This window comes from Microbacterium azadirachtae (assembly GCF_000956505.1).
GTDB classification, from domain to species: Bacteria; Actinomycetota; Actinomycetes; order Actinomycetales; family Microbacteriaceae; genus Microbacterium; species Microbacterium azadirachtae_A.
In genome coordinates, this window is the sequence record NZ_JYIX01000009.1 from 1 (window position 1) to 12,030 (window position 12,030).

10 protein-coding genes are annotated in these 12,030 nt (G+C 72.3%); 5 read left to right on the plus strand and 5 right to left on the minus strand.

Going from position 1 to position 12,030, the window contains the following annotated elements:
* Positions 1–303: 303 nt before the first annotated feature.
* The 5 genes from hpf to mtrA form a co-directional block, all read right to left on the minus strand.
* A complete protein-coding gene (hpf, locus tag RS86_RS00220; protein ID WP_045270191.1) occupies positions 304–957 on the minus strand; it encodes a ribosome hibernation-promoting factor, HPF/YfiA family in 654 nt (217 codons plus the stop codon).
* Between the two features lie 178 nt (positions 958–1,135).
* On the minus strand, positions 1,136–1,828 hold the full coding sequence (locus RS86_RS00225; RefSeq protein WP_045270192.1) for a ComF family protein: 693 nt from the start codon (positions 1,826–1,828) through the stop codon (positions 1,136–1,138).
* Positions 1,829–1,928: 100 nt separating this feature from the next.
* On the minus strand, positions 1,929–3,665 hold the full coding sequence (locus tag RS86_RS00230) for an LpqB family beta-propeller domain-containing protein (protein WP_045270193.1): 1,737 nt from the start codon (positions 3,663–3,665) through the stop codon (positions 1,929–1,931).
* A complete protein-coding gene (gene mtrB / locus RS86_RS00235; RefSeq protein ID WP_045270194.1) occupies positions 3,662–5,335 on the minus strand; it encodes an MtrAB system histidine kinase MtrB in 1,674 nt (557 codons plus the stop codon). Before mtrB ends, RS86_RS00230 begins: the two co-directional genes overlap by 4 nt.
* Positions 5,336–5,404: 69 nt before the next feature.
* Entirely contained in the window at positions 5,405–6,085 is a 681-nt protein-coding gene (mtrA, locus tag RS86_RS00240) for an MtrAB system response regulator MtrA (protein WP_045270195.1), read from the minus strand.
* Between the two features lie 201 nt (positions 6,086–6,286).
* Here mtrA and RS86_RS00245 point away from each other — a divergent pair, with 201 nt between their 5' ends.
* From RS86_RS00245 to RS86_RS00265, 5 genes are all read left to right on the plus strand, one after another.
* Positions 6,287–7,663: a glycerophosphoryl diester phosphodiesterase membrane domain-containing protein gene (locus RS86_RS00245; protein ID WP_160299658.1), complete on the plus strand. Its 1,377-nt coding sequence runs from the start codon at positions 6,287–6,289 to the stop codon at positions 7,661–7,663.
* Positions 7,660–8,361 carry a DUF4129 domain-containing protein gene (locus RS86_RS00250; RefSeq protein WP_152642012.1) on the plus strand — a complete coding sequence of 234 codons (702 nt, stop codon included), beginning with the start codon at positions 7,660–7,662 and terminating at the stop codon, positions 8,359–8,361. The genes RS86_RS00245 and RS86_RS00250 overlap by 4 nt, the downstream gene beginning before the upstream one ends.
* A complete protein-coding gene (locus RS86_RS00255) occupies positions 8,358–9,605 on the plus strand; it encodes a DUF4350 domain-containing protein (RefSeq protein WP_235281547.1) in 1,248 nt (415 codons plus the stop codon). The genes RS86_RS00250 and RS86_RS00255 overlap by 4 nt, the downstream gene beginning before the upstream one ends.
* Positions 9,606–9,793: 188 nt before the next feature.
* Positions 9,794–10,717: an AAA family ATPase gene (locus tag RS86_RS00260; protein ID WP_045270200.1), complete on the plus strand. Its 924-nt coding sequence runs from the start codon at positions 9,794–9,796 to the stop codon at positions 10,715–10,717.
* Positions 10,718–12,028 carry a DUF58 domain-containing protein gene (locus tag RS86_RS00265; protein WP_045270197.1) on the plus strand — a complete coding sequence of 437 codons (1,311 nt, stop codon included), beginning with the start codon at positions 10,718–10,720 and terminating at the stop codon, positions 12,026–12,028. It begins immediately after the preceding gene.
* Positions 12,029–12,030: the final 2 nt, after the last annotated feature.

A 12,030-nucleotide genomic window follows, 5' to 3' on the forward strand; every position in this document is an offset into this window, starting at 1 on the left:
GGGCAACGGCTGGGGCGGTGGCGGCGGCAACGGCTGGGGCGGCGGCGGCCGCGGCTCCGGCGGCGGAGACGTCGTGACCGGCGTGCTCGGCGGCCTCGTCATCGGCGGCCTGCTCGGCGACATCTTCGACTGACCGTCGGCCCCACCTCTTCGATTCGTCCCTGTGAGCGCACCCTATGGCGTGCGCTCACAGGGACGACTCGGCTCTGCGGAGACGGATCCGGGAGGGTCAAGCCCCCTCGCACAGCGCTGCGCCCCGGTCGTCCAGGACCGGGGCGCAGCTTTTCGTCTGTCAGGACCGCGTCAGCTGACGAGCTCCTCGGCGGGGGCCGCCTGGGTGGTGAGCGAGATCACGCCGTAGTCCCAGCCCTTGCGGCGGTACACGACGCTCGGATGGTCGCTGCGCGCGTCCACGAAGAGGAAGAAGTCGTGCCCGACCAGCTCCATGCGGTCGACGGCCTCTTCGACGGTCATCCACTCGGCATCGAAGTTCTTGGTGCGGATGACGACCGGGGAGTACTCCTCCTCGATCTCGAGCGTCGGGATCGCGCCGGTGGACACGGCATGAAGCGTGTCGGCCGAGACAGGGTGCACGTCGATGCCCGCGAGCTCGCCGGTGCCCTTCTCGAACCGCGCGCCACGCGGATGGTGCCGCCCGTCGATGCGGCGCTCCTTGGCGCGCCGCACCTGCTCGATGAGCTTGTCGACGGCGAGGTCCAGCGCCACGAACTTGTCCGCGTCGCGAGCCTCCGCACGGACCAGCGGGCCCCTGCCGATGAGAGTGAGTTCGACGGTCTCATCCTCCACATGACCGCCGCGATAGGAACGATGAGTGACCTTCACGTCCAGGCTCTGCGCCTTCGTAGCGATAGTCGCGATCCGTGCGGTCTTCTCTTCGACCACCGCTCGGAATCGATCGCTGATGCCGACTCCGACACCGACGATGTTCGTTTCCATCCTGACCTCCTTGTTCCGGTCCGCCCGGCCAAGGGCGGACCGTGGTCGCCTTTGTGAGTCCCCACCGTAGTCGCCCCACCCTGACATGTCATCCACAATTCATCTGCGTGTCGTGCGGATCCGCTAGGAGGCCCCTCAGGCCGAGCGCGCGGAGCCCGAGCGGCCCTTCCGTGGACGCTCATCCGCGGCGCAGGGTGGCGGCGACGGCCACCGCGCCGACGACCGTGAAGCCTGCCGCTCCGAGCGCTCTGGCGGCCTCCGCACAAGTCGCTCCTGTGGTGATCACGTCGTCCACGATCAGCGCGGACGCTCCGTCTCCGGCGCGGGACGCGTGGAGGCCGCCGGCGAGGTTGGTCCGGCGCTCCTGTGCACCGAGCCCGCGCTGATCGCGGACCCGGCGCACGTAGGACAGTGTTCGCAGCAGCGGGATGCCGGTGCCGCGCGCGAGGATCTCCGGCACGCGATATCCGCGCCGCCGGAAGGCCGCCCGCGTGGTCGGCACCGGCACCACGACGTCGATGCGGCGCGGCGCGGTCGCTCCCGCGCACAGGTCGTCCACGGCGGCGGCGAGCGCCGGCCGCAGGGGCCGGATGAGCGAGGTCTGCCCGTCCTCTTTGACCGCGCGCAGCACGGAGGCCGCGACGCCGTCGAACACGAGACCCGCCCGCAGCGGAACGACGCCGGACCGGAGGCGCACCACGCGCGGTTCGAGCTCCGCCTCGCACGAGGTGCACAGAGCCGTCCCGGCGGCTTCGCACCCGGCGCACGCCGAGGCGAAGGCGAGATCGGCGATCTCGCGGACGAGCCGGCGCGCGGTCGGCCAGGAGAGAAGCCGGGCGCCGGGCCAGGAGGACGGTGTCTTCGGAGGCATCCGGCGAGTATGCGCGCCGGGGCACGTCGGCGGGGCGGACGGTCCGTGATCCGTGCGCCGTGCCCTCTCCCGATGGTCTGTGCAGGACGATCGGACCGGCTCAGCCGCCGGGCTGTCCGCCGATCTGCACGGCGAGCACCTTGACGTTCGTGCTCACCTGCGTGGGGGCGGGCCCGCTGCGCACCCACAGCACGCCATTGCCGAAGAGCTGCACCGATGTCGTCGGCGAACCCGGTGCGATCGTCTGGGTCGCCTCCGGCACGTCGACGGTCCTCGCCGGTCCGCCGACCTGCTGCTGGCGCAGCAGGGGCGATGCGGCGTCGGTCGCGAGCACGCCCACGGTCGTGTCGTCCAGCCAGGCGATGTCGAGCGCCGCGGCCGGCCAGGCGATCACGTTCGGATCCGCCACGCCGAGCCCCGTGGGCGCGCCGCGGTCATCCCGCGCGATCGCAACGACCTCGATGCGGACCTGGCCGTTCGCGGTCACCGCCATGGCGAGCCTGGCACCGTCCCGGCTCACCGCCATCGCCGTGATCTGCCCCGCGTCGGACGGGCCGGCGAGCGAGCGCGAGGCCGATGCCGACGCCGAATTCGGCCAGGCAAGGATCGACGAGGGCGCGGTGCGGGGAACGGTCCAGATGTACCCGAAAGGATCCAGGGCGGGCGGGATGAGGCCGGGACGCGCGTCGATCTCGTCGGTCCGGCCGTCGGCGACCGCGTACACGATGCCGCTCACCCCCTGCACCGCGACGCGCTGCGCGCCGCTCGCCGCACGGATCGCGGTGATCTGCTCGGGGAAGTTCTGCAGCGGCACGGAGACGCCGTCGATCGGGGTGAGCTCGCCGCCGGCCAGATAGCCGAACCCCTTGTCGGTGAGCACGAGCGGACGCGGGTCGACCGCCGTCGGCGCGGCCGTGGCGGCTCCTGCGTTCAGATCGCGGCCGGAGGAGGTGAGCTTGACCTGCAGCACGCCCGCGCCGCTCAGGCTGCTCAGGCTGCGCTCGAGCTGGGTGCGCATGCGCGCCAGAGTGACCGGATCCGCCTTGTTCGCGGCATCGTTCAGCGCGACCTCGGCGATCTGCGAGTCGAAGGTCACCGCGTTCCGGCCGAGCGCGATGTCCCCGGTGAAGGCCGTGCGCACCGCCCCGGACAGCCAGGGACTGGGCTTGCCGCTGACGAGGGACTGCACGATCCTGCTGGCGGTGTTCTCCCGCTTCGGGAACCAGCGCACGTCGGGCACCAGGTAGGTCCAGCTCGGGTCGAAGTACTGCAGCGCGTAGGGGGCGAACACGTCGGCGGCGGCGAACGAGTCCGCGTCCAGCACGATGCCGTCCGGCGCCGCCGAGATGCGCCACTGACCGTCCTTGTTCTTGGCGAGCGTGAACATCAGCTCGGCCGCGCGGTTCACGGGTGCCCCGGAGTACGCGCCCGTCTCGTCCACGGCGCCGGCCTGCTGCAGGCTGAGGTGCACGCTGGTCGAGGTGGCCTCCTTGGCGACGTCGGGGACATCGAAGCGGCGCTCGGCGGATCCCGTGTCGATCGTGACCCCCGCGTCCGGCTTCCACTTCTGTGCTTCGTCGGCGGTGAGGAACTGCCGGGCGATGCTCCAGCTCTCCTTGGGGCTCGAGGCCGCGTCGATGAAACCGCGGACGATGTCCTTGGGATCCATGCCGTTCGACGGCCCCTGCGGCACGAAAGCGAGATCCGAACCGCCGCCGCTCTGCCCGGCGGCGAGGCCGGGGCGCACGTCGCCCGTGACCGGCAGCGACGCACAGGCCGTCAGCCCGAGGAGGGCGAGCGCGATGACCGCACCCCGCAGTATCCGTCCGATTCTCATGACTCCTCCTGCGGGGCCGCCGGGGGCACCGGCCGTGCGTCGCCCGGCTGGACGATCGGCGCGGTGGTGACGCCGATCTCGGCGATCGCCTCGACCGGCTCCAGGGGCACGGGCGATGCCCCATCGAGCGGTCGGGATCCGCGCGGAAGCGTCAGCACGAAGTTGGTGCCCTCCCCCGGCTGCGACCACACCATCAGGGTGCCCCGGTGCAGTCGCGCATCTCCCAGGGCGATCGACAGGCCGAGCCCCGTGCCGCCGATCGTGCGCTTGCGCGAAGGGTCCGCCCGCCAGAACCGGTCGAACACGCGCTCCGCGTCCTCCGGGGTCATGCCCATGCCCCGATCCCGTACACCGACGGCCACGGCGTTCTGGCCGCTGTCCACCGTGATCACGATGGGATGCCCCTCGCCGTGCTCGATCGCGTTGCCGATGAGGTTGCGCAGGATGCGGCGCACGCGGCGCGGATCGAGATCCACCGGCGTGTGCCCGCCCGGAGCCACGAAGCGCAGCTCGGTGTCGTGCGACTCGGCCAGCGGGCGCATCTCGTCGACCATGTCCTCCGCGAGGTGAGCGAGGCTCACCGCCTCGGTCTCCAGCTGCACGGATCCGGCGTCGTAGCGGCTGATCTCCAGCAGGTCCGCGAGCAGCGTGTCGAAGCGGTGCACCTGCGTCTGCAGCAGCTCAGCGGTGCGGGCGGTCGTCGGATCGAACTCGTCGCGACGATCGTTGAGCATCTCGGCGGCGAGCCGGATGGTCGTGAGCGGTGTGCGCAGCTCGTGCGAGACATCGGAGACGAACCGCTGCTGCACGAGCGACAGTTCGCCGAGCTCCTTGATCTGCGCCTCGATGCTGTCCGCCATGGCGTTGAAGGAGCGGCCGAGAATCGCCAGCTCGTCCTGCCCTCGCACGGGCAGGCGCACGTCGAAGTCGCCCCCGGCGAAACGGGCGCTGGACTCCGCGGCCTCGGTGATCGGCTGCACCACGGTGCGCAACGAGAACCAGGCGATCACGCCGATCAGGGCGACGAGCACGATCCCGGCGATCCACAGGCTCGACTGCACGAGCACGAGGGTCTGCTCGGTGTCGGCGAGGTCGTACGCGATGTACAGCGCGTACGACCCTGCATCGGGGACGTTGAGCTGCTGGCCGACGAGGATCCCGGCATGCACGGCGCCGTCGGCGTCGTGCAGTGCGACCGGCTGCCACCACTGCTTGGTGGCGTCCTTCGCGACGCGCTGCGACAGTTGATCCGAGACGACCTCTTGGCTGAATCCGGTCTGGGTGAATCCCAGTCCGGCCTGCGAGTCGAGGGGGATCACGCCGTACAGCGGGGACGCCGAGACCGACTGCACCTGGAAGCTGACGTCGCGCATGAGGCTGGTCAGGGCGGTGCGGTTGCCCTGCGTGTCGGCCGAGTACAGCATCGCCTGCGCGGAGTTCGCCGCGCGCCCCGCGTCGTTGAGCGCCTGGTCCTTCCGCGACTCCCAGAGGTTGTTCTGCACCGCGAGGGCCATCGCCACGCAGGTCACCAGCACGGCGACGCTGGTGAGGGCGAGAGCGATCACCATGGTGCGGAACCGCAGCGACTGCCGCCACAGCTGCGCCAGGCGATGCCGCCCGCCGCGAATGCCGCGCACCGCCGCATTCGCGAGCGCCACGGTGTTCGTCATCGGCGGACTTTCAGCATCGGCGGGGGCCGCTTCTTCTCGGCGGAGGCGTCGGCGCGACCCGCACGCGGGTCAGACCACGCTCCCCGCGCGGTATCCGACGCCGCGCACGGTCGTGACGATGCGCGGGTTGTCCGGATCCACCTCGACCTTGGCGCGCAGTCGCTGCACGTGCACGTTCACGAGGCGGGTGTCGGCCTTGTAGTGGTAGCCCCAGACCTGCTCGAGCAGCATCTCGCGGGAGAACACCTGCTGCGGCTTGGAGGCGAGTGCGACGAGCAGCTGGAACTCGAGCGGTGTGAGCGCGATCGGGGCGCTGCCGCGCCGCACCTCGTGCGCGTCGACATCGATCGTCAGGTCCCCGATGCGCAGCACCTCGCTGGTCGACTGCGGCGTGGGACGCAGCCGCGTGCGGATGCGGGCGACGAGCTCCTTCGGATTGAAGGGCTTGACCATGTAGTCGTCGGCGCCGACCTCGAGACCGCGGACCACATCGGCGGTGTCGCTGCGGGCGGTGAGCATGATCACCGGAACCCCCGACTCGGCTCGAATGCGGGTGCAGATCTCGATGCCGTCCATACCGGGCAGCATGAGGTCCAGCAGGACGAGGTCGGGGCGCTGCGCGCGCCACTCGTCCACGGCCTTCGCGCCGTCCGCGCAGAAGACGGGCTCGAAGCCCTCCGTGCGCAGCACGATGCCGATCATCTCGGCCAGGGCCGTGTCGTCATCGACCACGAGGATGCGTGAGGTCATGGGCGGGCAGTCGTCTTTCGGATCTCGCGATATTCGGATCTCTTGCGGGACGTGGGCGCGGGTGAGCGCCCCCACGTCGGTCCAGCGTACTTCACGACCCGCGGAAGTCGGCCGAAGGGCACCGTACGCACGCCGTCGCGTCGCCGATCCGGGTGCCGCGGCGGTATGACACGATGGACGCACACGCGAACCGGAGGACTCGTGAGCCAGCACAGTGTCAATGCGCAGGGCTGGACCCCCGCGCCCAAACCCGGCTTGATCCCGCTGCGCCCGCTCGGGTTCGGCACGATCCTGGGGAAGTCCTTCGCGGCGCTGCGGCACAACCCCAAGGTGCTCTTCGGCTTCGCGGTCGTCGTGCAGCTGATCGTGATGATCGTGGTCCTGGCCGTCGTCGGCGCGGTCGCGTTCGCGACCCTGAGCCGGCTCAGCACCGTACGGCCCGGCAGCGACGAATGGTTCACCCTGTACCTCGGCTCCATGGCGTTCGTCGGCCTCGCCGGCCTGCTCATGGGGTTGTTCTCCGTCGCTTTCACCGCGATCGTGCAGGGCATCGTCGCCGCGGACGTGCGCGCGGCGACGCTGCGCGAGAGCGCGACGCTCGGAGTCCTCTGGCGCCGGGTGCGGCCGGCCGTCTGGCGCCTGATCGGCTACACGTTGCTCTACGGCGTCGCCGGCGTGGTCGCCGCCGTGCTCATCATCGGCGTGCCGTTCGTCGCGATCGCCGTGCCGACGGGCTTCGACGGCCCCGGCATGGTCTTCGCGGTCCTCGGCATGGTCGGCGGGATGGCCGGGTTCGCGGTGCTGTCCATCTGGGTCGGCACCAAGCTCATGCTCGTGCCGTCGCTCCTGGTGCTCGAGGGCGCAGGAGTGCGTGCGGCGATCGTGCGCTCGTGGCGCCTCACCCGTGGCCGGTTCTGGTTCGCCTTCGGGATCGTGTTCCTGATCGGCGCGATCATGTACGTCGGCACGCAGGCGATCAGCACGATCGGCGGTCTGATCACCTCGCTGTTCGGCCCCGTGCTCAACCCCACGGGAAGCACGGAGCTCGCCCTGGGCGTGAGCGCGATCGTCGGCCTCGTGATCACCCAGATCATCGTCGTCGTGCTGCAGTCCATCAGCTCCGTCGTGCAGGCCACGGCGGGTGCGCTCGTCTACATCGACTGCCGGATGCGGTACGAGGGCCTGGATCAGGATCTGATGGCCACCATGGAGCGCCGCGCGGCCGGCTACGACGACGGGACGGATCCGTTCCGGATGGATCCGGCCAGGGCCGTGCGCGCCGGCTTCCGCCCGGCTCCGGCCGCAGTGCCGTATCCCCTGCCGCCCGGCCCCATTCCGGGCTATCCCGCACCTCACGGATACGCCGGCGCCCCTGCGCCGCAGGGTTACCCGACGACGCCTCCGGGCTATCCGGTCGCGCCTCCCGCTTATCCGACGGCGCCGCCCTCCGCCGCTCCGGCCGCGCCGCCGCCCGCTCCCCCTGCGCCCCCGGCGCCGATCCCGCCCGCGCAGCAGAGCCCCTGGGCGGTGCCGCCGCCGGACGAGGGGTGGACCGCGCCGGGATCCGATCGGCGATGATCGGCCGCGCCCTCCGCGTCGCGCTGATCGCCCTCCCCACGGCGGTCGGCGCGAAGCTCGCCGCGATCCCGCTGATCCCCGACGGCGACAGCGCCCGCGAGCTCGCGGAGAAGGAGCTGTCCAAGCCCGAGTACCAGGAGGCGAAGCCCACCCTCATCGACCAGTGGGCCCGCGCGGTGATCGATTGGCTCATCGACCTGCTCACTCCGCAGCACGCCGTGGATCTCGGCCCGTGGGCCGCGATCGTGATCGGCGCCCTGCTCATCGCCGCGCTCATCGCCGTGCTGCTGATCTGGGGACGTCCGCGCCGCTCGCAGACCGGCCGGACGGGAGCCGTGCTCCTCGGGTCCGCCGACGATCGCACCGCCGCGCAGCTGCGCGCGGACGCCGATCGCGCCGCGCGCGAGGGCGACTGGATCGAGGCGATCGTACTGCGCTACCGCGCCGTCGCCCGGTCGCTCATCGAACGGGATCTCATCGCCCCGGCACCCGGTGCGACCGCGCAGACGATCGCCCGCGAAGCGGCGGTGCCGTTCCCCGCCGAGGGAGAGTCCCTGCACGCCGCCGCCGTCGCGTTCGACGACGTGCGCTACCTGGGGCACCCCGGTTCCGCAGCCCGGTACCGCGCTCTCGTCGAGACGGACGACCGTCTGGGCGCCCTGCGTCCTCAGGCGCTGCCCGAGGCGGTGTCCGCATGAGCGCCGTCGCTCCCCCGCCCGTGCCGGACACGGCGGCCACCGGTGACGGATCCGGGCACTCCGCCGAGGCGCGGGGCACCGGGACTCTCGTGCGCGCGCCTCGTCGGCTGCGCCGCATCCTCGGCTGGGTGCTCGTCTCCGCTCTCGTGCTGGTCGTCGGCGCCGCCGGACTCCTGCTCACAGCTCCCTCACCCGCCCAGCGCGACGCGCTCGATCCGGAACGGCCCGGCCCCGGCGGCATGCAGGCGCTCGCGCAGATCCTCAGACAGCAGGGCGTCCGCGTCGACGTGGTGCGCTCCCGCGTGGACGCCGCCGGCCGACTCGACGCGCACACGACCCTGGTGATGAGCGATCCGTACACGCTGAGCGACGCAGCCGTCACGGAGCTCACCGACTCCGCGCACGACATCGTGCTGGTCTCCCCGAGTGCGCGGATGCTGCGGATGCTGCAGCTCGGCACCTACGGATCCCCGTCCTCGCCTCCGACAGCGGGGGCCGACTGCGACGTCCCCGCGTTCGCCCGTGTCGGGACCATCGCGCCGGGCCAGCTCCTCCTCCCCGACCCCGGAGTGACGGCCTGCTTCGGCGACGCGACCGACGGCGCGGCCGTCCTGATCTCGGAGGACGACGGCGCCCGCCGCGCCGCGGTCGACGGTGCGGCGCTGTTCACGAACGAGCACCTCGCCGACAACGGCAACGCGGCGCTCGGGCTCGCACTGCTCGGCGCGCAGCCGCACGTCGTCTGGTACGTCCCCTCGTACGAGGACTCCGACCGCACCGACATCGACGTGCCGAAGAGCCTGGCCGATCTCACCCCCGGATGGGTGACGCCCGTCATCGTCCTCGGCATGATCACCGCCCTTCTCGCCGCGGCGTGGCGCGGACGGCGCTTCGGGCCACTCGTGGCCGAGACGCTGCCGGTCACGGTGCGCGCCTCGGAGACCATGCTCGGCCGGGCGCGCCTCACCGCGAAGGCCGCCGACGCCGCGCACGCGGCGGACGCGCTGCGCACGGGCACCCTCTCCCGTCTCGCGGCACGCCTTGGCCTGGCCGCCAGGGCGGACGCCGCCGCCGTCGCGGACGCCGCCGCCGACCGGATCCGCGTGGACCGGGCAGGCGTCCGTGCCCTGCTCACCGGCCCGCTGCCCGCCAGCGATGCCGAACTCGTCCCCTACGCCCGCCGTCTCGCCGAGCTGGAGAGCGCCGTCGAGAACGCCGTCCGCATCGAAAGGAGCACCCCGTGACAGATCGTCCCGGCACCGAACCCGCAGGATCCGCCCCGCTCGGATATCCGCCGGCGCCGCCCGCCCCTCCTGCGGCCGTGCAGAGCTCGTCTGTGCCGACGCAGACGCCTGCCCCGTACGCGACGACGGCAGCACCGCCCTCCCCCGCGCCGGCTTCCGGATCCGACGACGCCGCTCTCCGCCAGGCCATGCAGCGCGTGCGCGCCGAGGTGGACAAGGCGGTGGTCGGCCAGGCCGGCACCGTCACAGGACTGCTCGTGGCGCTGCTGGCGAGGGGGCACGTGCTGCTGGAAGGCGTGCCCGGTGTCGCGAAGACCCTCGTCGTGCGGTCCTTCTCCCGCGCCCTCGGGCTCGACACCAAGCGCGTGCAGTTCACCCCCGACCTGATGCCGGGCGACGTCACCGGATCCCTCGTCTACGACGCGCGCACCGGCGAGTTCGAGTTCCGCCGCGGGCCGGTGTTCACGAACATCCTGCTCGCCGACGAGATCAACCGCACCCCGCCCAAGACGCAGGCGGCGCTGCTCGAGGCGATGGAGGAGCGCCAGGTCTCCTCCGACGGCGCGAGCCTCGCCCTTCCCGATCCGTTCCTCGTCGCCGCGACGCAGAACCCGATCGAGCACGAGGGGACGTACTCGCTGCCGGAAGCGCAGCTGGACCGCTTCCTCATGAAGCTCGTGGTCGGCATGCCGGAGCGCGATGCCGAGGTCTCGGTGCTGCGCCGGCACGCCGACGGCTTCTCGCCGCGCGAGCTCACGGATCTGCACCCCGTGGTGAGCGCCGACGAGATCCTCGCCGCGCAGCAGGCCGCAGGGCGCGTGCAGGTCACGGACGACGTGCTCGGCTACGTGGTAGACCTCGCGAGGGCCACCCGGCACTCCCCCTCCGTCCAGCTGGGCGCGAGCCCCCGCGCCTCGACCGGGCTGCTGGCCGCCGCGAAGGCGTGGGCGTGGCTGAACGGCTCGAGCGCCGTCACCCCCGACCACGTGCAGACCATGCTGATCCCGGTCTGGCGGCACCGCCTGCAACTGCGCCCCGACGCCGAGATGGAGGGCGTCTCCGCCGACGCCGTGCTCACGAGCGTCGTGCAGCAGACCAGGGTGCCGATCTGAATGTTCCTCACCGGTCGCCTCGTCATCGTCGCCGCCCTCGGCGTCGTGCCGCTCGTACTGCTCGACGCCCTCGGGGTGCCGCCGTGGTTCGTGCTGCTCGGCTGGCTCGCGCTGTGCGGGCTGCTCGTCGGCGTCGACGTCCTGGCGGCGGCCCCGCTCGGAGCGCTGCGGCTGACCCGTGAGGTGCCGAACCGCGCGCGCCAGCACGAGCCGGTCGCCACGACCGTGGTGGTGCAGAACCTCGGCGAGCGCCGGCTGCGCGGACAGCTCCGCGACGCCTGGCAGCCGACCGCCGGCGCCGCGGACCGGGGCCGGGCGGCTCTGGATCTGCCCGCGGGCGAACGCCGGCGCGTGCCGATCGTGCTGCTGCCGCGCCGCAGGGGCGAGCTGGCGAGCGAGTTCATCGCGATCCGCTCCCGGGGGCCGCTGGGGCTCGCGGGACGCCAGGGACGGCACAGAGTGCGCGGAGCGATCCGGATCCTGCCGCCGTTCACCTCCCGGCGGCACCTGCCCTCCCGCCTGGCGCGACTGCGCGAGCTCGATGGCAACACCAGCGTCCAGGTGCGAGGGCAGGGCACGGAGTTCGATTCCCTGCGCGAGTACGTGCGCGGCGACGACGTGCGCTCGATCGACTGGCGGGCGACGGCCCGTGCGGGCACCACGATGCTGCGCACCTGGCGCCCGGAGCGCGACCGGCACGTGGTGATCCTGGTCGACACCGGCCGCACCGCCGCGGCGCGCGTGGGCGACGGCACCCGCCTCGACGCCGCCTACGAATCGGCGCTGCTCCTGTCGGCGCTCGCCCAGCGCGCCGGCGACCACGTGCATCTGCTGCTGTTCGACCGTGCCGTGCGCGGCAGGGTGAGCGGGGTGGACGGGCCGGCGCTGCTGCCGGCGCTCTCCGATGCCATGGCTCCGGTGCACGCCCGCCTCGTCGACACGGACTGGGGAGCGGCGTTCGCCGCGATCCGCTCCCTCACCACGCGGCCCTCGCTCATCGTCGTACTGACCGCGCAGGACGCCGTGGAGAGCGCGCGGTCGTTCCTCGGCGCCTTCCCGAACGCCTCGCGTGCGACGACGATCCTGGTCGGATCCGCCACGGATCTCTCGATCGACGAGCTGGCACGCGCGCGCGACTCCCGTGAGGACGTCTATCTCGCCGCGGCCGCCGAACGAACCCTCGCCGATGCCGCGCGCGTCGCCGACGCGATCCGGCGCGCGGGCGGCGAGCCGATCGCCGCGGATCCGGACGACCTCCCGCCCCTCATCGCGGACCGCTACCTCGCGCTCAAGGCCGCCGGCCGCCTCTGACC